22 protein-coding genes and 1 other RNA gene are annotated in these 24,456 nt (G+C 62.1%); 18 read left to right on the top strand and 5 right to left on the bottom strand.

Annotation, left to right across the window (positions count from 1 at the left end):
- Positions 1-583: 583 nt before the first annotated feature.
- The 5 genes from AB4Z20_RS26705 to AB4Z20_RS26685 all read right to left on the bottom strand — a co-directional run bounded on the left by AB4Z20_RS26705 (position 584) and on the right by AB4Z20_RS26685 (position 4,416).
- Positions 584-727 carry a hypothetical protein gene (locus tag AB4Z20_RS26705; RefSeq protein WP_320390563.1) on the bottom strand — a complete coding sequence of 48 codons (144 nt, stop codon included), beginning with the start codon at positions 725-727 and terminating at the stop codon, positions 584-586.
- Between the two features lie 244 nt (positions 728-971).
- Positions 972-1,550 carry a BON domain-containing protein gene (locus tag AB4Z20_RS26700; protein ID WP_003178201.1) on the bottom strand — a complete coding sequence of 193 codons (579 nt, stop codon included), beginning with the start codon at positions 1,548-1,550 and terminating at the stop codon, positions 972-974.
- Entirely contained in the window at positions 1,547-2,140 is a 594-nt protein-coding gene (locus AB4Z20_RS26695) for a phosphoheptose isomerase (RefSeq protein ID WP_007904374.1), read from the bottom strand. The genes AB4Z20_RS26700 and AB4Z20_RS26695 overlap by 4 nt, the downstream gene beginning before the upstream one ends.
- Positions 2,141-2,242: 102 nt before the next feature.
- Entirely contained in the window at positions 2,243-2,605 is a 363-nt protein-coding gene (locus AB4Z20_RS26690) for a YraN family protein (protein WP_058545587.1), read from the bottom strand.
- Positions 2,605-4,416, bottom strand: coding sequence for a penicillin-binding protein activator (locus tag AB4Z20_RS26685; protein ID WP_214512355.1), 1,812 nt, complete (start codon positions 4,414-4,416; stop codon positions 2,605-2,607). The genes AB4Z20_RS26690 and AB4Z20_RS26685 overlap by 1 nt, the downstream gene beginning before the upstream one ends.
- A gap of 255 nt (positions 4,417-4,671) precedes the next feature.
- Here AB4Z20_RS26685 and rsmI point away from each other — a divergent pair, with 255 nt between their 5' ends.
- The 18 genes from rsmI (at position 4,672) to lpxC (ending at position 24,150) form a co-directional block, all read left to right on the top strand.
- The gene (rsmI, locus tag AB4Z20_RS26680; RefSeq protein ID WP_253477910.1) at positions 4,672-5,577 is read left to right on the top strand and encodes a 16S rRNA (cytidine(1402)-2'-O)-methyltransferase; all 906 of its coding nucleotides are present in this window, start codon (positions 4,672-4,674) and stop codon (positions 5,575-5,577) included.
- Between the two features lie 74 nt (positions 5,578-5,651).
- Positions 5,652-6,005, top strand: an RNA gene (gene rnpB, locus AB4Z20_RS26675) — RNase P RNA component class A.
- Between the two features lie 309 nt (positions 6,006-6,314).
- Positions 6,315-6,770 carry a division/cell wall cluster transcriptional repressor MraZ gene (mraZ, locus tag AB4Z20_RS26670; RefSeq protein WP_072459358.1) on the top strand — a complete coding sequence of 152 codons (456 nt, stop codon included), beginning with the start codon at positions 6,315-6,317 and terminating at the stop codon, positions 6,768-6,770.
- A complete protein-coding gene (gene rsmH / locus AB4Z20_RS26665) occupies positions 6,767-7,714 on the top strand; it encodes a 16S rRNA (cytosine(1402)-N(4))-methyltransferase RsmH (RefSeq protein WP_442091044.1) in 948 nt (315 codons plus the stop codon). The genes mraZ and rsmH overlap by 4 nt, the downstream gene beginning before the upstream one ends.
- The gene (ftsL, locus tag AB4Z20_RS26660) at positions 7,711-8,004 is read left to right on the top strand and encodes a cell division protein FtsL (RefSeq protein WP_072348519.1); all 294 of its coding nucleotides are present in this window, start codon (positions 7,711-7,713) and stop codon (positions 8,002-8,004) included. The genes rsmH and ftsL overlap by 4 nt, the downstream gene beginning before the upstream one ends.
- A complete protein-coding gene (locus tag AB4Z20_RS26655; protein ID WP_162893922.1) occupies positions 8,004-9,743 on the top strand; it encodes a peptidoglycan D,D-transpeptidase FtsI family protein in 1,740 nt (579 codons plus the stop codon). The genes ftsL and AB4Z20_RS26655 overlap by 1 nt, the downstream gene beginning before the upstream one ends.
- Positions 9,743-11,206 carry a UDP-N-acetylmuramoyl-L-alanyl-D-glutamate--2,6-diaminopimelate ligase gene (locus AB4Z20_RS26650; RefSeq protein WP_214512357.1) on the top strand — a complete coding sequence of 488 codons (1,464 nt, stop codon included), beginning with the start codon at positions 9,743-9,745 and terminating at the stop codon, positions 11,204-11,206. Before AB4Z20_RS26655 ends, AB4Z20_RS26650 begins: the two co-directional genes overlap by 1 nt.
- Positions 11,199-12,566 (top strand): UDP-N-acetylmuramoyl-tripeptide--D-alanyl-D-alanine ligase, encoded by a 1,368-nt coding sequence (locus tag AB4Z20_RS26645; RefSeq protein WP_442091041.1) that lies wholly within the window; start codon positions 11,199-11,201, stop codon positions 12,564-12,566. The genes AB4Z20_RS26650 and AB4Z20_RS26645 overlap by 8 nt, the downstream gene beginning before the upstream one ends.
- Positions 12,566-13,648 carry a phospho-N-acetylmuramoyl-pentapeptide-transferase gene (gene mraY / locus AB4Z20_RS26640; RefSeq protein WP_253477901.1) on the top strand — a complete coding sequence of 361 codons (1,083 nt, stop codon included), beginning with the start codon at positions 12,566-12,568 and terminating at the stop codon, positions 13,646-13,648. Before AB4Z20_RS26645 ends, mraY begins: the two co-directional genes overlap by 1 nt.
- Positions 13,649-13,653: 5 nt before the next feature.
- Positions 13,654-15,000, top strand: a complete 1,347-nt coding sequence (gene murD, locus AB4Z20_RS26635; RefSeq protein ID WP_214512360.1) for a UDP-N-acetylmuramoyl-L-alanine--D-glutamate ligase — start codon at positions 13,654-13,656, stop codon at positions 14,998-15,000.
- Complete coding sequence (gene ftsW / locus AB4Z20_RS26630; protein WP_408980820.1) at positions 14,997-16,214, top strand: putative lipid II flippase FtsW; 1,218 nt, start codon at positions 14,997-14,999, stop codon at positions 16,212-16,214. The genes murD and ftsW overlap by 4 nt, the downstream gene beginning before the upstream one ends.
- A complete protein-coding gene (gene murG / locus AB4Z20_RS26625) occupies positions 16,204-17,274 on the top strand; it encodes an undecaprenyldiphospho-muramoylpentapeptide beta-N-acetylglucosaminyltransferase (protein ID WP_442091039.1) in 1,071 nt (356 codons plus the stop codon). The genes ftsW and murG overlap by 11 nt, the downstream gene beginning before the upstream one ends.
- Positions 17,267-18,727: a UDP-N-acetylmuramate--L-alanine ligase gene (gene murC / locus AB4Z20_RS26620; RefSeq protein ID WP_003205345.1), complete on the top strand. Its 1,461-nt coding sequence runs from the start codon at positions 17,267-17,269 to the stop codon at positions 18,725-18,727. Before murG ends, murC begins: the two co-directional genes overlap by 8 nt.
- On the top strand, positions 18,724-19,689 hold the full coding sequence (locus tag AB4Z20_RS26615; protein ID WP_253477898.1) for a D-alanine--D-alanine ligase: 966 nt from the start codon (positions 18,724-18,726) through the stop codon (positions 19,687-19,689). Before murC ends, AB4Z20_RS26615 begins: the two co-directional genes overlap by 4 nt.
- 3 nt (positions 19,690-19,692) lie before the next feature.
- Complete coding sequence (locus AB4Z20_RS26610) at positions 19,693-20,559, top strand: cell division protein FtsQ/DivIB (protein ID WP_025215394.1); 867 nt, start codon at positions 19,693-19,695, stop codon at positions 20,557-20,559.
- Between the two features lie 15 nt (positions 20,560-20,574).
- Positions 20,575-21,834, top strand: coding sequence for a cell division protein FtsA (gene ftsA / locus AB4Z20_RS26605; RefSeq protein WP_253477895.1), 1,260 nt, complete (start codon positions 20,575-20,577; stop codon positions 21,832-21,834).
- 98 nt (positions 21,835-21,932) lie between these two features.
- On the top strand, positions 21,933-23,126 hold the full coding sequence (ftsZ, locus tag AB4Z20_RS26600) for a cell division protein FtsZ (protein ID WP_003205341.1): 1,194 nt from the start codon (positions 21,933-21,935) through the stop codon (positions 23,124-23,126).
- Between the two features lie 112 nt (positions 23,127-23,238).
- Positions 23,239-24,150, top strand: a complete 912-nt coding sequence (lpxC, locus tag AB4Z20_RS26595; RefSeq protein WP_003178240.1) for a UDP-3-O-acyl-N-acetylglucosamine deacetylase — start codon at positions 23,239-23,241, stop codon at positions 24,148-24,150.
- Positions 24,151-24,456: the final 306 nt, after the last annotated feature.

Raw genomic sequence — 24,456 nt, 5'->3', positions numbered from 1 at the left:
CATTGCTCCGTGGGCCCGCCGCGAAGGGCCATCCATGGCCCAGCGCGGCTATCCCGGCATCCATGCCGGGATGCCCACTCCACAATGCCTGCGTTCGGCCAGCGTGGTTAACGGGGCGCCGAGATCAACGTCCACCGCGAGGCGGCCTAACAGCCGACCTGACTCTCCCGGTCGTACATCCGTTAGATCTGTGGGAGCAAAGCTTGCTCGCGATAGCGGTCTGTCAGGCAGCATTAATACTGACTGAACCACCGCCATCGCGAGCAGGCTCGCTCCCACATTTTCGATCTTCAGTGGGCACAAAACTTATGCCCAGCACCGCCCCTCTGTGGGAGCGAGCTTGCTCGCGAAGGGGCCAGCAGGCCCAGCATCCATGTGACTGAACCACCGCCATCGCGAGCAGGCTCGCTCCCACATTTTCGATCTTCAGTGGGCACAAAACTTATGCCCAGCACCGCCCCTCTGTGGGAGCGAGCTTGCTCGCGAAGGGGCCAGCAGCCCCAGCATCCATGTGACTGAACCACCGCCATCGCGAGCAAGCTCGCTCCCACAGGAGAAACGCGATCACCCAGAACCAGGTCGGCTACCAGGCCGCCTCGCGGTGGCCGTTGATCTCGGGCGCCCCGTTAACCACGCTGGCTGAACGGAGGTGTTGTGGAGTGGGTAACCCGGCATGGATGCCGGGATAGCCGCGCTGGGCCATGGATGGCCCTTCGCGGCGGCCCACGGAGCTATGCCTTCGTTCAGGCATGCCGAGCCTAGGCGAGGCACCGAGTGGTGGGGCAGGAGCGTTTTGCTTACTTTTGCGCTTCTCAAAAGTGAGCCGCTGTAAGAGCGGAACCCTAAGTAGCCGTTACCGCAGCAACGGATACACACACCGATCGCCCCCCCCAAAAAAAGCGAAGCCAAAAAAAACGGCGCTTTCCATCTCGGAAGAAGCGCCGTTTTTCTTGAGCAGCTGAAGTTCAGTATCAGTCAATATACTCAAACAACTTGACGATTTTCTGCACCCCAGACACGCCCTGCACCAGGTTGGTCGCCTGCGCAGCCTCTTTCTTGGTCAACAACCCCAGCAAATAGACGATGCCATTCTCAGTCACAACCTTGATACGCGAGCCGGGAATGCTGGCGTCGGTGAGCATCTGGGTTTTGATCTTGGTGGTCAGCCAGGCGTCGTTCTGGCGAGCCAGCAGCGAGGAGGGTTGCAGGACCTGCAGTTCGTTATGCACAGTCTTGACCCGTTGCACAGCGCTGGCTTCCTGTTCGGCCTTGGCCTTGAGGTCGGCGCGCGGGGTCTGGCCGGCCAGCAGTACGACGCCATTGAAGCTGGTGACGACGATGTGCGAGTTGTTGTCCAGATCCGGGTCGGCCTTGGCGATGTTCACGCCTACCTTGGTTTCAATCAGGGAGTCGTCGATCTTGCTGCCGAAGGTGCGGGTGCCGCGGTCATCTTCAATCGGCTTTTCCCGGCTGGCGTTAACCACCGATGTGCAGCCGCTGATGCCGAGGCACAGGGTCAGGGCCAGAAGGCCTAGGCGATTAGGGGTCATTCTTCACTCCCGAACAGTTGGCTGTCGATCAAGTCGCAAAGGCAGTGGATCGCCAGCAGGTGGACTTCCTGGATACGTGCGGTGACATTGGCCGGTACGCGGATCTCGACGTCTTCTGGCAATAGCAGGGACGCCATGCCGCCGCCGTCACGACCCGTCAATGCTACGACAATCATTTCGCGATCATGTGCGGCCTGGATCGCTTGAATAATATTGGCCGAGTTGCCGCTGGTGGAAATCGCCAGCAGTACATCGCCGGGTTGGCCCAGGGCGCGGATCTGTTTGGAGAATATTTCGTTGTAGCTGTAGTCGTTGGCGATCGAGGTGATCGTCGAGCTGTCGGTGGTCAGGGCGATCGCCGGCAGGCTCGGGCGTTCGCGCTCGAAGCGGTTGAGCAGCTCCGAGGAGAAGTGCTGGGCGTCGCCGGCCGAACCGCCATTGCCGCACGAAAGCATCTTGCCCTCGTTGAGCAGGGCGTTGACCATCACTTGGCTGGCTTGCTCGATGTGCGGTGCAAGTACGTCCATCGCCTGTTGCTTGGTGTCGATACTGGCCTGAAAAAGCTGGCGAATTCGCGATTGCATGTCCATCTGTGTGACCTTAAGTAGCGCGGCTTATCGGCACAAACATGTGCGGCGCGCAAAGCAAAGAGCAAAAAAGTTAGGTGAAGGTGTCCGGCTCGGCATGGGCGCTCAACTGTCGAAGGCGTTCTGCAGCCAGTTCAACTGGGCGGCGTTGCTGTCGATGGCAACCACGTCGAAGCGGCAGGGATGATCGGCCCAGCGAGGCTCGCTTTGCAGAAAATACTGCGCGGCAAAAACCAGCTTCTGGCGCTTGCGCTCGTCAATGCTGTCGAGCGCGCCACCCCATTGAGTATTTTTTCTGTAGCGGACTTCGACGAATACTACTGTATCGCCGTCAAGCATGACCAGATCAAGCTCGCCGCGTTTACACAACCAGTTCTGCGCCACCAGCCGCAGGCCTTGTTGCTGGAGATGCGCGAGGGCCTGGCCCTCGGCATCCCGTCCGCTTTGCTGGCGTGATCGGTCGGGCATCAGCGCTGGGTATCCGGCAGGCGCTGCACCTGGCCGTTGACGAACTCGGCCCAAGGCAGTTGACGCTGTACGCGCTGGGTTGGAGACACTGCCAGGCTGCCCGACAGGCCTTCGATGCGGCTGTCCGGCAGCGTCTTGAGCTGGCCCAGGCGCGGTGCCAGGCGATAGGCGTCTACACCCATCGCGTACAACCGGCCCAGGCTGCCGCCTGCCTGGGGCCACTGGGCGGTGACCTGCTTGCGCAGCGGGTCATTGGCGTCGAGCAGCCACGGGGTCTCGCAGAAGCGGATACCGCTCATGTCGTTGTACTGGTTCTGGTCACCGCTGGCGCTGAACACTGAAGACGTCGCGTAGACCGGCACATCACCTGCGTACTGGAAGTTCAGAGTGGGCTTGATCTGCTGGGCCTGTTGGGGTGTCGAGGCCAGGAAGATGAACTCGATGTCCTGGCGACGGGACGGCTGGGCTGCGACCGTGGTGCCAACGGTGCTTTGCAGGCTCTTGGCGCGACCTTCGCTCTGGCGCAGTTGGAACATGTCGGCGATCTGCTGGGCCAGTTGCACCGGCTGGTCGACCCGTTCGATTGCGATGATGGTGCCGCCATTGGCCTGCCAGTCCTGGCTGAAGGCTTTCAGGACACGATCGCCCCATTCACCCTTCGGTACCATGGCGGCGGCACGATGCAGGCCGTCGGCGCGGGCGCGACGGGAGACTTCGCGGGCTTCATCCTCGGGGGCCAGGCCGAACTGGAACAGTTGCGGTGGCCCTTGTTCGCCTTCGCTGTAGTTCAGCGCCAGGGTGGTGATCGGCAGTTGCGGGCGGGTGCTGATCTGCTTGACCAGTGGTTTTTCCAGCGGTCCGACTACCAGCTGCACGCCGTCGGCCTGGGCCTTGCGATAGAACTCGTCCATGGAGGTCAGGCTGGAGCTGTCATAGAACTGGATGCTTGGCGGCTTCTGACCGGCCTGCTGGGCCTGGTAGTGCGCGGCCATGAAGCCCTCACGCAAGGCCTTGGCAACCGCAGCCAGCTGGCCATTCTGTGGCAGCAGCAGGGCGATCTTGCTCAGCGGCTGGCTCGCCAGTTCCTTGAGCTTGACCAGGGGTGTCGGCAGTTGCAGGGCGGCGGGGTGCTTGGGGTTCTGTTCGCGCCAGTGGTCGATCGCCGCCTGCTGTTGTTCCAGGGTGCCGGCGGTCTTGACGGCCTGGGCCAGGCTCAGCCAGCCGCCAAGGTCGTCGTTGGAGCTTGGCTGCAACTGGTCGGTGGGCAGCGAGGCGATCAACGACCAGATGGCTTCGTGGTTCTTTGCCGCAGCGTCGTTTTCCAGCAGGGGTGCGATGAAAATGCGCTCCTTGGCGGCGGCCAGGGTCTGGCCATCGGCCTCCAGGGCGCGGGCGCGGACGGTACCGGTGCGAACCTGCTGTTCCACCGGCATTTCGCTCAGGTGTTGCAGGCTTGGGTGGCCCAGGGCGGTCAGTGCCGCCTTGGGCTGGTTGCGGGTCATCGCCAGTTCGGCCGACAGCGTGCTGGCAAAAATCTGCTGGCCGGGCTTGAGTTGTTCCATCGGCACTTGTTGCAGGATCTGTGCGGATTGGCCGGCATTGCCCTGGCGGTAGGCCAGGTCGGCAGCGCTCAGGCGCAGCAGGGCGGCTTTTTCCGGATTTTTGCTTTGAGTGGCCTGTTCGAGCAACTGCTCGATACTGGCATCCGGGGTGCGTGGAAGTTCGCCAAGGCTGGACGAGGGCGAGCTGGCGCAGGCCGCCAGGAGGGCAGCGAGGCAGAGGGCGGAGAGCAGCCGCAGGCAAGCGATCATGTAAGTGTTCCTGATACGAGATCAAATTAGCGTCGAATTGTACCCAAGCGCTGGCCGGGGCGCGATGTTAGTGGTGTGAATCGATCAATTTAGGTATTTCAAAGAGTGCGGTGCACCACAAAAGACGGGGATATTGACCTCCGTGGCGAGGGAGCAGGCTCCCTCGCCACAAGGGCTTGTGTAACCTTCCAGTGAGCGACATTGCCTCGGGTTACCCGTTACCGCGAACAGCCGAGACGGCCGCTACACGCTACAATGGCGGTTTTTACCGATCATGAGGTATGTGTCTTGACTGCTCCAGGTGCTTTGAATTCCGCTGCCGGCTCGCTTTATGTGGTGGCGACGCCCATCGGCAACCTGGACGATATCAGTGCCCGGGCGCTGAAAATCCTGCAGGAAGTTGCACTGATCGCAGCTGAGGACACGCGCCACTCCCAGCGCCTGCTGCAGCATTTTGGCATTTCCACGCCGTTGGCGGCCTGTCACGAACACAATGAACGGGATGAAGGCAGTCGTTTCATTACCCGGCTGCTGGCGGGCGATAACGTCGCGCTGATTTCCGATGCCGGTACGCCACTGATTTCCGATCCTGGCTATCATCTGGTGCGTCAGGCTCGGGCGGCGGGCATCAGCGTGGTGCCGGTGCCGGGCGCTTGTGCATTGATCGCGGCGCTGTCGGCGGCGGGCCTGCCGTCGGACCGTTTCATCTTCGAAGGTTTCCTGCCGGCCAAGGCGGTGGGGCGACGGGCGCGCCTGGAAGCTATAAAGGAAGAACCGCGCACGCTGATCTTCTATGAGGCGCCGCACCGCATTCTGGAATGCCTGCAGGACATGGAACTGGTGTTCGGCGCCGAGCGCCCGGCGCTGCTGGCTCGTGAGTTGACCAAGACCTTCGAAACCCTCAAGGGGTTGCCGTTGGCGGAGCTGCGAGCCTTCGTCGAAGGCGACAGCAACCAGCAGCGCGGCGAGTGTGTCGTCCTGGTGGCCGGATGGACAGCCCCGGAAAGTGAAGACGCTGTCAGCAGCGAAGCGATGCGCGTCCTGGACCTGCTACTCGAGGAAATGCCGCTCAAGCGTGCCGCGGCCCTTGCGGCGCAAATCACTGGCGAGCGCAAGAATGTGCTGTACCAGGTCGCACTGGAAAAACAGAAAGGCCAGTGAAACCAAGGTGAGGGTCTGGCCCAAGGCTTTTAGCGCTTGTTCTTCAAGCGCTCTACCGTTAACCTTCGCGGTGGAGAGTCGATCGGACAGTCGCTGCCCTCTATGAGAATTAGGGGGGGGAGGAAAGTCCGGGCTCCATAGGGCGAAGTGCCAGGTAATGCCTGGGAGGCGTGAGCCTACGGAAAGTGCCACAGAAAATAACCGCCTAAGCGCTTCGGCGCCGGTAAGGGTGAAAAGGTGCGGTAAGAGCGCACCGCACGGCTGGCAACAGTTCGTGGCTAGGTAAACCCCACTTGGAGCAAGACCAAATAGGGTCCCAAGGCGTGGCCCGCGCTGGGACCGGGTAGGTTGCTAAAGATGTCCAGTGATGGCCATCGTAGACGAATGACTGTTCAAGACAGAACCCGGCTTACAGATCGACTCTCCACCTTTTTCCCTCCCTGCCGGAATCACTGGCAGACGCAGTTCCTAATACCAAAAAAATCTTACTCTTAATAAATCACTTTAACTTGTGCGCGCAGCCGCCTGTGCTCATTCGGGTTGAGGCGAAAATTCCTACGTCAGATTCTTGTTACCCCTCCTGAAACGCTCCTAAATCTCCGATCTATAAGGCTTTTCCTTCAATCCGCGCCTTGACGGTGCGGTGGGCGCATTCCTATAGTGTGCGCAAGTGGCGGAAAGTGGCATGAAGTGGGTTTTTTTGAAGGTAAAACGCCAAAAAGTGGAGAAACGCAGACGTGTTTCGCGGAGCTAACGCTATCAGTCTCGATGCAAAAGGCCGTCTCGCTATGCCGAGCCGGTATCGTGACGAGCTCGTTTCGCGAAGTTCGGGGCAGTTAATCGTCACGATCGACGCCGTTGACCCATGTTTGTGTGTTTACCCTCTTGATGAGTGGGAAGTCATCGAAACCAAACTGCGCGCACTGCCTTCGCTGCGGGAAGAAAACCGCCGTTTGCAACGCTTGCTGATCGGTAATGCCGTCGACCTCGAACTCGATGGCAGCGGTCGTTTCCTGGTTCCGCCGCGCCTGCGCGAGTACGCCAAGCTGGACAAGCGCGCGATGCTGGTGGGCCAACTGAACAAGTTCCAACTGTGGGACGAAGATGCCTGGAATGCGGTTTCTGCCGCCGACCTCGCTGCTATTCAACAACCGGGCGCCATGCCTGATGAACTGCGTGATTTGATCCTGTGACTATTGATAGCGGCTTTAACCACATCACCGTACTGCTTGACGAAGCCGTCGAGGCTCTCGCCGTACGTCCTGATGGCTGCTATCTGGACGGCACATTCGGGCGTGGCGGACACAGCCGGTTGATTCTCAGCAAGCTCGATCCGGGTGGCCGGTTGCTGGGATTCGACAAGGATCCTCAAGCGATTGCCACCGGGCAAGCGCTGGCGGCCGAAGACGGCCGCTTTGTCATTGTGCAACGCAGCTTTGCCGAGCTGRCTTCGGAAGTCGCCGAGCGTGGCCTGGCCGGCAAGGTCAGTGGTGTGCTGCTCGACCTGGGCGTGTCTTCGCCACAACTGGACGACCCGGAGCGCGGCTTCAGCTTCCTCAATGACGGTCCGCTGGACATGCGTATGGACCCGTCCCGTGGCATCAGTGCCGCCGAATTCGTCAATACCGCCCCGGTGGAAGAAATCGCCCGTGTCTTCAAGGAATACGGTGAAGAGCGTTTCTCCGGCCGCATGGCCCGTGCCGTGGTCGAGCGGCGCGACATCAAGCCGTTCGAGCGCACCGGCGACCTGGCCGAGGTGCTGAAAGTTGCCAATCCGGCCTGGGAAAAGGGCAAGAACCCGGCGACCCGCGCGTTCCAGGGCTTGCGCATCCACGTCAATAACGAGCTGGGCGATCTGGAAGTCGGTCTTGAAGCGGCTCTTGAAGCGCTGGAGATCGGCGGTCGGCTGGTGGTGATCAGCTTCCATTCCCTGGAAGACCGCATCGTCAAGCTGTTCATGCGCAAACTCACCAAGGGCGAAGCCGATAACCTGCCGCGCAACCTGCCGGTGCGTTTCGAAGCCTTCGTGCCAAAAATCAAGATCCATGGCAAAGCGCAGTTCGCCTCCGAGGCTGAACTCAAGGCCAACCCGCGCGCCCGTAGCGCCGTCATGCGTGTTGCGGAGAAGTTGCGGTGAGCAAGCTCTTCGCCAAGCCACTGCCCGGCGGCAGCTTTTTCATGCTGCTGCTGTTTATCGGCGTGCTCGTGTCGGCCATCGCCGTGTCCTATAGCGCGCACTGGAACCGGCAGCTTCTCAATTCCCTTTACAACGAGCTGAGCGTGCGGGACAAGGCGCAGGCCGAGTGGGGCCGGTTGATCCTGGAGCAGAGCACCTGGACCGCCCATAGCCGTATCGAAGTGTTGGCCACCGAGCAGCTGAAAATGCGCATTCCCGGCGCTGCCGAAGTGCAGATGGTGGCGCCATGATGAAACTCGAAGGGGCGCTGTTCCCGTGGCGGTTTCGTCTGGTCCTGGGCTTGCTCGGGATCATGGTGGCGGCGATTTCGTGGCGCATCATCGACCTGCAAGTCGTCGACCGTGATTTCCTCAAGGGGCAGGGCGATGCGCGCAGTGTGCGGCATATTCCGATCCCGGCTCACCGTGGGCTGATCACCGACCGCAATGGCGAACCCCTGGCCGTGAGCACCCCGGTGACCACCTTGTGGGCCAACGCCAAGGAAATGCAGCTGGCCAAGGAAAAATGGCCGGCACTGGCCGCTGCCCTCGGGCAGGATCCCAAGGCCCTGGCCGAGCGCCTCGAAGCCCAGGCCAACAAGGAATTCATCTATCTGGTGCGCGGGTTGACGCCCGAACAGGGCCAGAGCGTGCTCGACCTGAAAGTACCTGGTGTCTACGGCATCGAAGAGTTCCGGCGTTTCTACCCGGCCGGTGAAGTCACGGCCCATATGGTCGGGTTTACCGACATTGATGACCGAGGGCGGGAAGGTGTCGAACTGGCCTATGACGAATGGCTCGCCGGGGTCGCCGGTAAGCGTCAGGTCATCAAGGACCGGCGCGGCAGGCTGATCAAGGATGTCCAAGTCACCAAAAACGCCAAGGCCGGCAAGCCCTTGGCGTTGTCCATTGACCTGCGTCTGCAATACCTGGCCAACCGTGAGCTGCGCAATGCCATCGTCGAGAACGGTGCCAAGGCCGGCAGCCTGGTAATCATGGACGTGAAGACCGGCGAGATCCTGGCGATGGTCAATCAGCCGACCTACAACCCGAACAACCGTCGCAACCTGCAACCGGCGATGATGCGCAACCGCGCGATGATCGACGTGTTCGAGCCCGGTTCGACCATGAAAGCCGTGTCCATGGCCGCTGCCCTGGAAACCGGGCGCTGGAAACCGAGCGACACCGTCGAGGTGTACCCGGGCACCCTGCAGATCGGCAAGTACACCATTCGTGACGTGTCCAAGACCGAAGGCCCGGTGCTCGACCTGACCGGCATCCTGATCAACTCCAGTAACGTGGGCATGAGCAAGATCGCCTTCGATATCGGCGGCGAGACGATTTATCGCCTGGCCCAGAAAATCGGCCTCGGCCAGGACACCGGCCTGGGCTTCCCGGGCGAGCGTGTCGGCAACCTGCCGAACTACCGGGATTGGCGCAAGGCTGAAACGGCTACGTTGTCCTACGGTTACGGTGTTTCCGTGACGGCGATCCAACTGGTCCACGCGTTCTCCGCGCTGGCCAACAATGGCCGTATCGCACCACTGACCCTGATCAAGACCGACAAGGCGCCGCAGACCACCCAGGTGATCCCGGAGAATGTCGCCAAGACCATGCAGGGCATGCTGCAACAGGTGATCGAGGCGCCGCGCGGTGTCTATCGCGCCCAGGTGCCGGCTTATCACGTGGCAGGCAAATCGGGTACGGCCCGTAAAACCTCCGTGGGCACCAAAGGCTACGCCGAGAATTCCTACCGTTCGCTGTTTGCCGGCTTCGGCCCGATGAGCGACCCGCGCTATGCCATCGTCGTGGTCATCGACGAACCAAGCAAGGCGGGCTACTTCGGTGGCCTGGTCTCGGCGCCGGTGTTCAGCAAAGTGATGTCCGGCACCCTGCGCCTGATGAACATTACCCCGGATAACCTGCCGCCGACCCAGCAGGCCAATACCGCACCGGTCGTTCCCTTGAAAGCCGAAGGAGGGCGTGGCTGATGTCCCTGAGCCTGAACAAGATTTTTGCCCACGCCGGCCACGATCTGCTGATTCGTGAGCTGGCCCTGGACAGCCGCAATGTCCGCGCCGGGGATTTGTTCCTGGCGGTGCCGGGTGCCCGTTTCGATGGCCGTGCCCACATCGCCGATGCCCTGAAGCGTGGCGCGGCTGCCGTGGCTTATGAAGTGCAAGGCGCGACTGTGCTGCCGATCACCGATGTTCCGCTGATTCCAGTCAAGGGCCTGGCAGCGCAGCTGTCGGACATCGCCGGGCGTTTCTATGGCGAACCGAGCCGTCACCTGAACCTGGTGGGCGTGACCGGTACCAACGGCAAGACCAGCGTGACCCAACTGGTGGCCCAGGCCCTCGACCTGCTCGGCCAGCACTGCGGCATTGTCGGGACCCTGGGCAACGGCTTCCATGGCGCGCTGGAAAGCGGCCTGCACACCACGCCGAACCCGATTGCCGTGCAAGCGACCCTGGCTGACCTGAAAAAGGCTGGTGCCAAGGCCGTGGCGATGGAAGTCTCTTCCCATGGTTTGGACCAGGGCCGTGTGACCGCGCTGGCGTTCGATGTCGCGGTGCTGACCAACCTGTCCCGGGATCACCTGGATTACCACGGCACCATGCAGGCCTACGGTGAAGCCAAGGCCAAGCTGTTTGCCTGGAATGACCTGAAGTGCCGGGTCATCAACCTCGATGACGAATTCGGTCGGCAACTGGCTGCCGAAAAGCGCGAATCGCGATTGATCACCTATAGCCTGGAAGATGCCAGCGCCTACCTTTATGTACGCCAGGCGCAATTCAATGACGAAGGCGTGCGCGCCACCTTGGTCACGCCCCAGGGCGAGCACCATTTGCGCAGCACCTTGCTCGGCCGCTTCAACCTGAGCAACGTATTGGCGGCCATCGGCGCCTTGCTCGGCCTGGACTACGCGCTGGACGAAATTCTCAAGGTCTTGCCGAAGCTCGAGGGCCCGGCCGGTCGCATGCAGCGTTTGGGCGGTGGGACTCAACCACTGGTTGTGGTCGATTACGCCCATACCCCCGACGCGTTGGAAAAAGTTCTCACGGCCCTGCGTCCTCACGCCAAGGGCAAGTTGCTGTGCCTGTTCGGCTGCGGTGGCGATCGCGATCGCGGCAAACGCCCGTTGATGGCCGAAGTGGTAGAGCGGCTGGCAGACGGCGTACTGGTCACCGACGACAACCCACGCAGCGAAGACCCGCAGCGGATTTTCGACGACATCCGCGCCGGTTTTGCGGCTGTGGATAACGTCACCTTCGTGGCTGGTCGTGGCCAGGCCATTGCCCAGTTGATCGCCAGCGCCTCGGCGGACGATGTCATCGTCCTGGCCGGCAAGGGCCACGAGGACTATCAGGAAATCAACGGCGAACGCCATGCGTTCTCCGACCTGGTGGAAGCCGATCATGCCCTGACCGCGTGGGAGGTGGCCCATGCTTAAGGCCCTGAAGCTCAGCGAACTGACCAACGCCCTGAATGCGCGCCTCATCGCTGCGGACGCCACCTTCAACGGCGTCAGCATCGACAGCCGGGCGATCGCGCCGGGGCAATTGTTCGTCGCCCTGGCTGGGCCACGTTTCGATGGTCACGACTACTTGAGCGAAGTCGCGGGCAAAGGTGCGGTCGCGGCCCTGGTCGAGCGCGAAGTGACCAACAGCACGCTGCCGCAATTACTCGTCAACGACACCCGCCAGGCCCTGGGCCAGCTCGGTGCGCTGAACCGCGCGGCGTTTGGCAACCCGGTCGCGGCCATCACCGGCTCCAGCGGCAAGACCACGGTCAAGGAAATGCTGGCCAGCATCCTGCGCACCCGCGGTCCGGTACTGGCGACTCGCGGCAATCTGAACAATGACCTTGGTGTGCCGCTGACCCTGCTGGAGCTGGTGCCGGAACACAGCGCCGCCGTCATCGAGCTGGGCGCTTCGCGGCTCGGCGAGATTGCCTACACCGTGGGCATGACCAAGCCTCATGTGGCGGTGCTCAACAACGCCGGGACTGCCCACGTCGGCGAGTTCGGCGGCCCGGAAAAAATCGTCGAGGCCAAGGGCGAGATCATCGAGGGGCTGGATGCCGATGGCGTCGCCGTGCTGAATCTCGACGACAAGGCCTTCGAAATCTGGAAGACCCGGGCGGGCGAGCGCAAGGTGCTGACCTTTGCCCTGAGCAATCTCGCCGCGAATTTCTACGCCAGCGACCTGGACCGCGACGCTCGTGGTTGCCCGGCCTTCAACTTGCACAGCCCGGATGGCGCCGAGCGGGTGCAGTTGAACCTGCTCGGCACTCATAACGTTGCCAACGCCCTGGCCGCGGCGGCTGCCGCCCATGCGCTGGGCGTGTCGCTGCCGGGCATTGTCGCCGGGCTGAACGCCGTGCAGCCGGTCAAGGGGCGCTCTGTTGCGCAACTGGCCAGCAATGGCATGCGCGTGATCGACGACACCTATAACGCCAACCCGTCGTCCATGTGCGCGGCTGTGGATATCCTCGCCGGTTTCTCCGGCCGTACCGTATTGGTGCTGGGGGATATCGGTGAGCTGGGCGAGTGGGCGCAACAGGGGCATCACGATGTCGGTGCCTATGCGCGCGGCAAGGTCGACGCGCTGTATGCGGTCGGTCCGATGATGGCCCATGCAGTCGCCGCGTTTGGCGAACACGCACGGCATTTCACCACTCAGGCCGAACTGATCCAGGCCCTGGTCGCCGAGCAGGATCCGAACACCACCTTATTGATCAAGGGCTCACGCAGCGCAGCGATGGAAAACATCGTCGCGGCACTGTGCGGCGCCTCCACGGAGAAACATTAATGCTGCTGCTGCTAGCGGAGTACCTGCAACAGTTCTACAAAGGCTTCGCGGTCTTCCAGTACCTGACCCTGCGCGGGATCCTGGGTGTGCTGACCGCGCTGTCGTTGTCGCTGTTCCTGGGCCCGTGGATGATCCGCACCCTGCAGAACCTGCAAATCGGCCAGTCGGTTCGTAACGATGGCCCGCAATCGCACCTGTCCAAATCCGGCACCCCGACCATGGGCGGCGCGCTGATCCTGTCGTCCATCGGCATCAGCACCCTGCTCTGGGCCGACCTGGCGAACCGGTATGTCTGGGTCGTGCTGCTGGTTACCCTGCTCTTCGGCGCCATCGGCTGGGTCGACGACTACCGCAAGGTCATCGAGAAGAACTCCCGTGGGCTGCCAAGCCGCTGGAAGTATTTCTGGCAGTCGGTGTTCGGCCTCGGCGCGGCGATCTTCCTTTATATGACCGCCGCTTCGCCGGTGGAGACCACCCTGATCCTGCCGATGCTCAAGGACTACAGCATCCCACTGGGCGCAGGTTTCATCGTGCTGACCTACCTGGTGATCGTCGGTTCGAGCAACGCGGTCAACCTTACCGACGGCCTCGATGGCCTGGCGATCATGCCCACGGTCATGGTCGGCGGCGCCCTGGGGATTTTCTGCTACCTGTCGGGTAACGTGAAATTCGCTGAATACCTGTTGATCCCCTATGTGCCAGGGGCGGGCGAGCTGATCGTGTTCTGCGGAGCGCTGATCGGTGCCGGCCTGGGCTTCCTGTGGTTCAACACCTACCCGGCGCAAGTCTTCATGGGCGACGTCGGCGCGCTGGCGCTGGGCGCGGCCCTGGGCACCATCGCCGTTATCGTTCGCCAGGAAATCGTCCTGTTCATCATGGGCGGTGTGTTCGTGATGGAGACCCTGTCAGTCGTCATTCAGGTTGCTTCCTTTAAATTGACCGGCCGCCGCGTATTCCGCATGGCGCCGATCCATCACCACTTTGAACTCAAGGGCTGGCCCGAGCCGCGTGTGATCGTCCGTTTCTGGATCATCACTGTGATTCTGGTGCTGATCGGCCTTGCCACCCTGAAGCTGAGGTAGAACGAGTGTCCCTGATCGCTTCTGACCACTTCCGCATCGTTGTCGGCCTCGGCAAGAGCGGCATGTCCCTGGTTCGCTTCCTGGCGAGCCGGGGTGTGTCGTTTGCCGTCGCCGATACGCGGGAAAATCCACCTGAGCTGGCCACGCTGCGCCGTGACTATCCGCAGGTGGACGTGCGTTGTGGCGAGTTGGACGTCGAATTCCTGTGCCGCGCCGATGAGCTCTACGTGAGCCCCGGCCTGGCCCTGGCGACTCCAGCCCTGCAGGCGGCCGCTGCCCGTGGCGTGAAATTGTCCGGCGACATCGAGCTGTTCGCGCGTAACGCCAAGGCGCCGATCGTCGCCATCAGCGGTTCCAATGCCAAGAGCACTGTCACGACCCTGGTGGGCGAGATGGCCGCGGCGGCCGGCAAGCGCGTCGCCGTGGGCGGCAACCTCGGTACCCCGGCGCTGGACCTGCTCAGTGACGACGTCGAGCTGTACGTGATGGAGCTATCGAGCTTCCAGCTGGAAACCACCGACCACCTGGGCGCCGAAGTGGCGACCGTGCTCAATGTCAGCGAAGACCACATGGACCGCTACAGCGGCCTGCCGGCTTATCACCTGGCCAAGCACCGGATCTTCCGTGGTGCCCGGCAAGTGGTGTTCAACCGCCAGGACGCCCTGACTCGTCCGTTGTTGGGCGAGGGCATGCCGTGCTGGTCCTTCGGCCTGGGCGTGCCGGACTTCAAAGGCTTCGGGCTGCGCGAAGAGAATGGCGAGAAATACCTGGCCTTCGAATTCCAGAACCTGATGCCGGTGCGCGAACTGAAGATTCGTGGCGCCCACAACCAGGCCAATGCCCTGGCCGCGCTGGCCCTGGGGCATGCGGTCGGCCTGCCGTTCGACGCCATGCTCTCGGCCCTGCGTACCTTTGCCGGTCTTGAGCACCGCTGCCAGTGGGTGCGCGACCTGGACGGCGTGGCTTGGTACAACGACTCCAAGGCCACCAACGTCGGTGCCGCACTGGCGGCTATCGAAGGGCTGGGTGCGGACATCGAAGGCAAGCTCGTGCTGATCGCCGGCGGCGACGGCAAGGGCGCCGACTTCAAGGACCTGCGCGACCCGGTGGCGGCCAACTGCCGTGCCGTGGTGCTGATGGGCCGTGACCGTGAATTGATCGCCCAGGCCCTCGGCGATGCCGTGCCGCTGGTTCGGGTCGGTTCGCTGGACGAGGCGGTGCAACAGTGCCGCGCCCTTGCGCAACCAGGCGATGCGGTGCTGTTGTCGCCGGCCTGCGCCAGTTTCGACATGTTCAAGAACTATGAAGAGCGCGGGCAGCTGTTCGCCCGGGCCGCGGAGGACTTGGCATGAGCCTGATGAACATCATCAAGCCGTACCCGTCGCCGCTGATCACTGGGCGCGGCATCGACCTGGATTTCCCGATGCTTGCCGGTTGCCTGGCCTTGCTGGGCCTTGGCCTGGTGATGATCACGTCCGCGTCGTCGGAAGTGGCCGCCGTGCAGTCGGGCAACACGCTTTACCACATGATCCGCCACTTGGTTTACCTGGTGATCGGCTTGGGTGCGTGCGTCGTCACCATGATGGTGCCGATCGCCACCTGGCAGCGCCTGGGCTGGATGATGCTGCTCGGTGCCTTCGGCCTGTTGGTGATGGTGCTGTTGCCGGGCATCGGCCGCGAGGTCAACGGCTCGATGCGCTGGATCGGCTTCAGTTTCTTCAACGTTCAGCCTTCGGAGATCGCCAAGGTCTTTGTGGTGATCTACCTCGCCGGTTACCTGGTGCGTCGCCAGAAAGAAGTGCGCGAGAGCTGGATGGGGTTCTTCAAGCCATTCATCGTGTTGCTGCCGATGGCGGGCCTGCTGCTGATGGAGCCGGACTTCGGCGCCACGGTGGTGATGATGGGCGCGGCGGCGGCCATGCTGTTCCTGGGCGGCGTCGGGCTGTTCCGGTTCACCCTGATGGTGGCGCTGGCGGTTGCCGCCGTGACGGTGCTGGTGCAGGCGCAACCCTATCGGATGGCGCGTTTGATCACCTTTACCGACCCGTGGGCCGACCAGTTCGGTTCCGGCTATCAATTGACCCAGGCGCTGATCGCCTTCGGTCGCGGCGAATGGCTGGGCGTAGGCCTGGGCAACAGCGTGCAGAAGCAGTTCTACCTGCCGGAAGCCCACACCGACTTCGTGTTCTCGGTATTGGCCGAAGAGCTGGGCGTGGTCGGCTCCTTGTGCACCGTTGCCTTGTTCGTATTCGTCTGCGTGCGCGGCATGTACATCGGCTTGTGGGCCGAGAAGGCCAAGCAGTTTTTTGCCGCTTACGTGGCGTATGGCTTGTCGTTCCTGTGGATCGGCCAGTTCCTGATCAACATCGGCGTGAACGTCGGCCTGCTGCCGACCAAGGGTTTGACGCTGCCGTTCCTCAGTTATGGCGGCAGCTCCCTGGTGATCTGCTGCGCCTGTCTCGGCCTGTTGTTGCGCATCGAATGGGAGAGTCGAACCCACCTGGGCAGCGAAGAGATGGAGTTTCAAGAGAGCGACTTCGCCGAGGAACCGACTCATGGGCGCTAATGTGCTGATCATGGCGGGTGGTACCGGCGGGCACGTATTCCCGGCGCTGGCCTGTGCCCGGGAGTTCCAGGCGCGCGGCTACACCGTGCACTGGCTGGGCACGCCACGGGGCATCGAGAACGAACTGGTGCCCGGCGCGGGCCTTGAGCTGCACCGGATCGACGCCAGCGGCCTGCGGGGCAAGGGCAAGTTGTCGTTGCTCAAGGCGCCGCTGATGCTGCTCAAGTCGGTCTGGCAGGCGCGGGCGATCATCCGTCGGTTGCGCCCGGTGTGCGTGGTCGGGTTTGGCGGTTATGTGACCGGTCCTGGCGGTGTTGCGGCGAAATTGGCCGGTGTGCCGGTGATCGTTCACGAGCAGAACGCCGTGGCCGGTACCGCCAATCGGTTACTGGTGCCGTTGGCCGCCCGGGTCTGTGAAGCCTTTCCCGACACCTTTACCCTGTCGGGCAGCCGCCGCACCACTGGTAATCCGGTGCGTACCGAGCTGTTTTTCGATACACCGCGCCCGGCCCTGGCTGGACGCAAAGCGCGTTTGCTGGTCCTGGGCGGAAGCCTGGGGGCCGAACCGTTGAACAAATTGCTGCCCGAAGCCCTGTCGCAGGTCGCCCCCGAACTGCGCCCGGAAGTGTTTCACCAGGCCGGCAAAAACCACGATGAAGTGACCGCCGAGCGCTACCGCGCCGTTGGCGTCGAGGCGCAAGTGCAGCCTTTCATCAAAGACATGGCCCAAGCCTATGGCTGGGCCGACCTGGTGGTCTGCCGCGCAGGCGCGCTGACCATCAGTGAACTGGCTGCCGCCGGTCTGCCCTCGATGCTGGTGCCTTTGCCCCACGCCATCGACGATCACCAGACCCGTAACGCCGATTATTTGGCCCGTGAAGGCGCTGCCTTCCTGATGCCGCAAAGAACGACTGGTGCCGCGGATCTTGCCGCCCGCCTGACAGAGGTTTTGATGCAGCCGCAACGACTTGAAGACATGGCCCGCGCCGCACGCCGCCTGGCCAAACCCGATGCCACGACCCAAGTGGTCGATACCTGCCTGGAGGTGGCCCATGGTTGAGAATCGCAAAGCCATGCCGCAACCGGAAATGCGCCGTATCCGCCGCATCCACTTCGTCGGTATCGGCGGCGTGGGCATGTGCGGGATCGCCGAGGTGCTGCTGAACCTGGGTTACCAGGTCTCGGGTTCCGACCTGAAGGCCTCCCCGGTCACCGAGCGCCTGGAATCCTTCGGCGCGCAGATCTTTATCGGCCACCGTGCCGAGAACGCCGCCAATGCCGACGTGCTGGTGGTTTCCAGTGCCGTGAACACCTCCAACCCGGAAGTCGCCACTGCCCTGGAGCGCCGTATCCCCGTGGTGCCACGGGCCGAGATGCTGGCCGAGCTGATGCGCTATCGCCACGGCATCGCCGTCGCCGGTACCCACGGCAAGACCACCACCACCAGCCTGATCGCCTCGGTGTTCGCGGCCGGTGGCCTGGACCCGACTTTCGTGATCGGTGGTCGTCTGAACGCCGCGGGCACCAATGCCCAGCTGGGCACCAGCCGCTACCTGATCGCCGAAGCCGACGAGAGCGATGCGAGCTTCCTGCACCTGCAACCGCTGGTGGCCGTGGTCACCAACATCGACGCCGACCACATGGCGACCTACGACGGTGACTTCAACAAACTGAAGAAAACCTTCGTCGAGTTCCTGCACAACCTGCCGTTCTACGGTTTGGCGGTGGTGTGCCTGGACGACCCGGTGGTGCGCGAAATCCTTCCGCTGATCAAGCGTCCGACCATGACCTACGGTTTTGGCGAAGAAGCCGACGTGCGCGCCATCAACGTGCGCCAGCAGGGCATGCAGACGTTCTTTACCGTGCTGCGCCCTGATCGCGAGCCGTTGGATGTGTCGGTGAACATGCCCGGCAATCACAACGTACTCAATGCCTTGGCCACCATCTGCATCGCCACCGACGAAGGCGTCAGCGATGAAGCCATTGTCCAGGGCCTGTCCGGGTTCCAGGGCGTGGGCCGACGTTTCCAGGTCTACGGCGAACTGCCGGTGGACGGCGGCAACGTGATGCTGGTGGACGACTACGGCCACCACCCGACCGAAGTCGCGGCGGTGATCAAGGCCGTGCGCGGTGGCTGGCCGGAGCGGCGCCTGGTGATGGTCTACCAGCCGCACCGCTACAGCCGCACCCGCGACCTGTACGACGATTTCGTCCAGGTGCTGGCCGACGCCAACGTACTGCTGTTGATGGAAGTCTACCCGGCCGGTGAAGAGCCGATCCCGGGGGCTGACAGCCGCCAGCTGTGCCACAGCATTCGCCAGCGCGGCCAGTTGGACCCGATCTACATCGAACGCGGCGTGGACCTCGCGCCGCTGGTCAAGCCGCTGCTGCGCGCCGGCGACATCCTGCTGTGCCAGGGTGCCGGTGACATTGGGGGCCTGGCCCCGAAACTGTTGAACAGTCCGTTATTCGCCGGGGCAATCGTGGCTTCCAGCGAGGGGAAATTGAAATGACTGCTGCCTACGCCAACCTGGTCTCGACCCTTGATCCGAAAGCCTTCGGCCGCGTTGCCGTGCTGTTCGGCGGCAAGAGCGCCGAGCGCGAGGTGTCCCTCAAGTCCGGCAACGCCGTACTGCAAGCCCTGCAAGGCGCCGGTGTCGACGCATTCGGCATCGACGTGGGCGACGATTTCCTGCAGCGCCTGCTGAGCGAAAAAATCGACCGCGCGTTCATCATCCTGCACGGCCGTGGCGGCGAAGACGGCAGCATGCAAGGCCTGCTCGAGTGCCTGGGCATTCCCTACACCGGCAGCGGCATCCTGGCTTCCGCCCTGGCGATGGACAAGCTGCGCACCAAGCAGGTCTGGCACAGCCTTGGCATTCCAACACCGCGTCACGCCGTGCTGGCGTCCGAGGCCGATTGTATTTCGGCGGCCACGGAACTGGGCTTCCCTTTGATCGTCAAACCGGCCCATGAAGGTTCAAGTATCGGCATGGCGAAAGTGAATTCGCTGCCTGAGTTGACCGCGGCATGGAAAGACGCCAGTTCCTACGATTCGCAAGTGTTGGTCGAACAATGGATCTCCGGTCCCGAGTTCACCATCGCCACCCTGCGTGACCAGGTGTTGCCCCCGATTGCGCTGGGCACGCCCCACACGTTCTATGACTACGACGCCAAGTACGTCGCCAACGATACCCAGTACCGCATTCCCTGCGGGCTGGACGCCGCCAAGGAAAAACAACTGATGGACCTCACGGCCAAGGCCTGTGAGGCGCTGGGTATTGCCGGTTGGGGCAGGGCAGACGTGATGCAGGACGCCGATGGGCAGTTCTGGTTCCTGGAAGTCAACACCGCACCTGGTATGACCGACCACAGCCTGGTGCCGATGGCGGCTCGCGCCGCCGGTCTGGATTTCCAGCAACTGGTGGTGTCGATCCTGGCCGCCAGTGTCGGCCATCAAGAGCCAAGAGGTTAAGCCATGCAAGGCGCATCGCTTCGTCATCAGCCATCCGCTCCCGGTCGCAAGCCGGTGCCGCGGGGTGCCAGCCGAATGGTGGCCAAAGAGCCGATGTCGGCGCGCTTGCCGAAAGCCAATTTTGGTTTTCTCAAGAGCTTGTTCTGGCCGGTGCTGCTGGTGGCGTTGGGGTTCGGTACGTATGAAGGCGCGCAACGGTTGCTGCCTTATGCCGACCGGCCGATCGCCCGGATCAACGTCCAGGGCGACCTGAGCTACATCAGTCAGCAGGCCGTGCAGCAGCGGATCGCTCCGTTCGTCGCGTCGAGTTTCTTCACCATCGACCTGGCGGGCATGCGCACGGAGCTGGAACAGATGCCTTGGATCGCCCACGCCGAAGTCCGTCGGGTGTGGCCTGACCAGGTGTCGATCCGCCTGGAAGAGCAATTGCCGGTGGCCCGTTGGGGCGACGAGTCGTTGTTGAACAACCAGGGCCAGGCGTTTACGCCGCGGGAACTGGCCAACTATGAACATTTGCCACAACTGTTCGGCCCACAGCGGGCCCAGCAGCAAGTGATGCAGCAATACCAGGTGTTGAGCCAGATGTTGCGGCCATTGGGCTTCTCCATCGCGCGCCTGGAATTGCGTGAGCGCGGCAGTTGGTTTTTGACCACTGGCGCGGGTAGCTCGGGGCCGGGCATCGAGCTGTTGCTCGGTCGCGGCAACCTGGTGGAAAAGATGCGCCGCTTCATCGCCATCTATGACAAGACGCTTAAAGAACAGATTACGAACATTGCGCGCATCGATCTGCGCTACGCCAACGGCCTGGCTGTTGGCTGGCGGGAACCTGTAGCGCCCACGACGGCCGCACCCGCCGTCGCGAAGAATTAAGAAGAGGCAGGACCCATGGCAAACGTGCAAAGCGGGAAAATGATCGTCGGTCTCGATATCGGCACTTCCAAGGTGGTGGCGCTGGTAGGCGAAGTCGCGGACGACGGCACGCTGGTCATCGTCGGGATCGGTACACACCCGTCCCGTGGCTTGAAAAAAGGCGTGGTGGTGAACATCGAGTCCACCGTGCAATCGATCCAGCGCGCCATCGAAGAGGCGCAGCTGATGGCCGGTTGCCGGATCCACTCGGCGTTCGTCGGCGTGGCGGGCAATCACATCCGCAGCCTGAACTCCCACGGCATCGTGGCGATTCGTGATCGCGAAGTCAGCTCCGCCGACCTTGAGCGCGTACTCGACGCGGCCCAGGCCGTGGCGATCCCGGCCGACCAGCGTGTGCTGCACACCCTGCCGCAGGATTACGTGATCGATAACCAGGAAGGCGTGCGCGAACCCCTGGGCATGTCCGGCGTGCGCCTGGAAGCCAAGGTTCACGTGGTGACCTGTGCGGTGAACGCGGCGCAGAACATCGAGAAATGCGTGCGCCGCTGTGGCCTGGAAATCGACGACATCATCCTCGAGCAACTGGCTTCGGCCTACTCGGTGCTGACCGACGACGAGAAAGAGCTGGGCGTGTGCCTGGTGGACATCGGCGGCGGTACCACCGACATCGCGATCTTCACCGAAGGCGCCATTCGCCACACGGCGGTGATCCCGATTGCCGGTGACCAGGTGACCAACGACATCGCCATGGCGTTGCGCACCCCGACCCAGTACGCCGAGGAAATCAAGATCCGTTATGCCTGCGCCCTGGCGAAGCTGGCCGGTGCCGGCGAAACCATCAAGGTGCCAAGCGTCGGCGACCGTCCACCGCGCGAGCTGTCGCGCCAGGCCCTGGCCGAAGTGGTCGAGCCGCGTTACGACGAGCTGTTCACGCTGATCCAGGCCGAACTGCGTCGCAGTGGCTACGAAGACCTGATCCCGGCCGGCATCGTGCTGACTGGCGGTACGTCGAAGATGGAAGGCGCGGTCGAGCTGGCCGAAGAGATTTTCCACATGCCGGTGCGCCTGGGCGTGCCCCATGGCATCAAGGGCCTGGATGACGTGGTCCGCAACCCGATCTATTCCACTGGCGTGGGCCTGTTGATGTACGGCCTGCAGAAACAGTCCGACGGGATTTCGTTTTCAGGGATTGGCAGCCGCGACAGCTACAGCAGCGACGAGCCGAAGGCTCCGCTGTTCGAGCAGCTCAAGGCTTGGGTCAAAGGCAACTTTTAAACAGTTTCAAAGCTTCAAGCGGCAAGTTTCAGGCTTGGCGCTGGAAGACGCGGCAAACGCAGTAGGCGAAAAAACTAGAGAATGAAAGGAGAGGGAAAATGTTCGAACTCGTAGACAACATCCCCGCTAGCCCGGTTATTAAAGTAATCGGTGTCGGCGGTGGCGGCGGCAACGCTGTCAACCACATGGTCAAGAGCAACATTGAAGGCGTTGAATTCATCTGCGCCAACACTGATGCCCAGGCGCTGAAATCCATCGGCGCGCGGACCATCCTGCAATTGGGCACTGGCGTGACCAAAGGCCTGGGCGCCGGCGCCAACCCGGAAGTCGGTCGTCAGGCCGCTCTCGAAGACCGTGAGCGCATCGCTGAAGTCCTGCAAGGCACCAACATGGTGTTCATCACCACGGGCATGGGCGGCGGCACCGGTACTGGTGCGGCGCCGATCATTGCCGAAGTGGCCAAGGAAATGGGGATCCTCACCGTTGCGGTGGTGACTCGTCCGTTCCCTTTCGAAGGCCGCAAGCGTATGCAGATCGCCGACGAAGGTATCCGTCTGCTGTCTGAAAGCGTCGACTCGTTGATCACCATTCCCAACGAGAAGCTGCTGACCATCCTGGGTAAAGACGCAAGCCTGCTGTCGGCTTTCGCCAAGGCTGACGACGTACTGGCCGGTGCCGTTCGCGGTATCTCCGACATCATCAAGCGTCCAGGCATGATCAACGTCGACTTTGCCGACGTACGGACTGTCATGAGCGAAATGGGCATGGCAATGATGGGCACTGGCTGCGCCAGCGGTCCGAACCGTGCACGCGAGGCCACCGAAGCGGCCATCCGCAACCCGTTGCTCGAAGACGTGAACCTGCAAGGTGCACGCGGTATCCTGGTGAACATCACCGCCGGTCCTGACCTGTCCCTGGGTGAGTACTCCGACGTGGGTAGCATCATCGAAGCCTTCGCTTCCGAGCACGCGATGGTCAAGGTCGGTACCGTTATCGATCCGGACATGCGCGACGAGCTGCACGTTACCGTGGTTGCCACGGGCCTGGGCGCGAAAATCGAGAAGCCTGTGAAGGTCATCGACAACACCGTTCACACTTCCATGGCTTCGCAACCGCAACAACAAGTGGCTTCGCGTCAGGAAGCGCCTGCGGTGAACTACCGTGACCTGGACCGTCCGACCGTCATGCGCAACCAGGCCCAGGCCGGTACTGCGACTGCCGCGAAGATGAATCCGCAAGACGATCTGGATTACCTGGACATCCCGGCTTTCCTGCGTCGTCAGGCCGATTGATGAAATGTATCAGGGGGATACGGGTGATTGGTGTTCAGCAAAGGTCTGGTCTGCTATCATCGCCAGCCTTTGTTGATACCAGTTCGCAATTTGCGCTGAAGCGGCCCATGCCATGATTAAACAACGCACCCTGAAGAATATTATCCGTGCCACAGGTGTCGGCTTGCACTCCGGCGAGAAGGTCTACCTGACCCTCAAGCCCGCGCCTATCGATACCGGCATTGTGTTTTGTCGTGCCGACCTCGACCCTGTGGTGCAGATTCCTGCTCGCGCGGAAAACGTTGGTGAAACCACTATGTCGACCACATTGGTCAACGGTGACACCAAAGTGGATACGGTGGAGCATTTGCTCTCGGCCATGGCTGGCCTGGGCATCGATAACGCCTACGTCGAGCTCTCCGCGTCCGAAGTCCCGATCATGGATGGCAGTGCCGGACCCTTCGTATTCCTGATTCAATCGGCTGGCCTGGAAGAGCAGGACGCAGCCAAGAAGTTCATCCGTATCCTGCGGGAAGTGACAGTGGAAGACGGCGACAAGCGCGCCACTTTCGTCCCTTTCGAAGGTTTCAAGGTGAGCTTCGAGATCGATTTCGATCACCCGGTTTTCCGTGACCGCACCCAGAGTGCAAGCGTGGATTTTTCCAGCACTTCGTTCGTAAAAGAAGTCAGCCGCGCCCGTACCTTTGGTTTCATGAGTGACATCGAGTACCTGCGCAAGCACAACCTCGCACTCGGCGGCAGTGTTGAAAACGCGATCGTGGTCGATTCCGATGGTGTATTGAACGAAGACGGCCTTCGCTATGAAGACGAATTCGTCAAACACAAGATCCTCGATGCAATCGGCGACCTCTACCTGCTGGGCAATAGCCTGATTGGTGAGTTCAAGGGGTTCAAGTCCGGCCATGCACTGAACAACCAGCTGCTGCGCAAGTTGATTGAGCAGAAAGATGCTTGGGAAGTCGTGACGTTCGAAGACGCCAGCACCGCGCCAATCTCCTACATGCGCCCTGTTGCGGCCGTGTAGGCAAAAAAACCTCTCTAGTTTTTGAAGGCTGCCTTTGGGTGGCCTTTTTTTATGGGCGCTTTTTTTGTGTGTATATCCGTTATTTTGGTAATGGCGGCTTAGGGTTCCGCCCTGACGGCGGGTCACTTTTGAGAAGCGCAAAAGTAACCAAAACGCTTCTGCCCCACCACTCGGCACCTCGCCTAGGCTCGGTGTGCCCTCACTCCGGCATTGCTCCGTGGGCCCGCCGCGAAGGGCCATCCATGGCCCAGCGCGGCTATCCCGGCATCCATGCCGGGATGCCCACTGCGCAATGCCTGCGTTCGG

Source organism: Pseudomonas sp. KB_12 (assembly GCF_052114545.1).
GTDB lineage: Bacteria > Pseudomonadota > Gammaproteobacteria > Pseudomonadales > Pseudomonadaceae > Aquipseudomonas > Aquipseudomonas brassicacearum.
The sequence above is the reverse complement of the archived record's forward strand: the minus strand, read 5'-3'. Positions and strand labels throughout refer to the sequence as shown.

Coding starts and splice junctions, on each gene's coding strand:
- AB4Z20_RS26700 (WP_003178201.1), bottom strand. CDS start 1,550: ATGACCCCTAATCGCCTAGGCCTTCTGGCCCTGACCCTGTGCCTCGGC.
- AB4Z20_RS26695 (WP_007904374.1), bottom strand. CDS start 2,140: ATGGACATGCAATCGCGAATTCGCCAGCTTTTTCAGGCCAGTATCGAC.
- AB4Z20_RS26690 (WP_058545587.1), bottom strand. CDS start 2,605: ATGCCCGACCGATCACGCCAGCAAAGCGGACGGGATGCCGAGGGCCAG.
- AB4Z20_RS26685 (WP_214512355.1), bottom strand. CDS start 4,416: ATGATCGCTTGCCTGCGGCTGCTCTCCGCCCTCTGCCTCGCTGCCCTC.
- rsmI (WP_253477910.1), top strand. CDS start 4,672: ATGGCGGTTTTTACCGATCATGAGGTATGTGTCTTGACTGCTCCAGGT.
- AB4Z20_RS26655 (WP_162893922.1), top strand. CDS start 8,004: ATGAAACTCGAAGGGGCGCTGTTCCCGTGGCGGTTTCGTCTGGTCCTG.
- AB4Z20_RS26650 (WP_214512357.1), top strand. CDS start 9,743: ATGTCCCTGAGCCTGAACAAGATTTTTGCCCACGCCGGCCACGATCTG.
- AB4Z20_RS26645 (WP_442091041.1), top strand. CDS start 11,199: ATGCTTAAGGCCCTGAAGCTCAGCGAACTGACCAACGCCCTGAATGCG.
- mraY (WP_253477901.1), top strand. CDS start 12,566: ATGCTGCTGCTGCTAGCGGAGTACCTGCAACAGTTCTACAAAGGCTTC.
- ftsW (WP_408980820.1), top strand. CDS start 14,997: ATGAGCCTGATGAACATCATCAAGCCGTACCCGTCGCCGCTGATCACT.
- murG (WP_442091039.1), top strand. CDS start 16,204: ATGGGCGCTAATGTGCTGATCATGGCGGGTGGTACCGGCGGGCACGTA.
- murC (WP_003205345.1), top strand. CDS start 17,267: ATGGTTGAGAATCGCAAAGCCATGCCGCAACCGGAAATGCGCCGTATC.
- AB4Z20_RS26615 (WP_253477898.1), top strand. CDS start 18,724: ATGACTGCTGCCTACGCCAACCTGGTCTCGACCCTTGATCCGAAAGCC.
- AB4Z20_RS26610 (WP_025215394.1), top strand. CDS start 19,693: ATGCAAGGCGCATCGCTTCGTCATCAGCCATCCGCTCCCGGTCGCAAG.
- ftsA (WP_253477895.1), top strand. CDS start 20,575: ATGGCAAACGTGCAAAGCGGGAAAATGATCGTCGGTCTCGATATCGGC.
- ftsZ (WP_003205341.1), top strand. CDS start 21,933: ATGTTCGAACTCGTAGACAACATCCCCGCTAGCCCGGTTATTAAAGTA.
- lpxC (WP_003178240.1), top strand. CDS start 23,239: ATGATTAAACAACGCACCCTGAAGAATATTATCCGTGCCACAGGTGTC.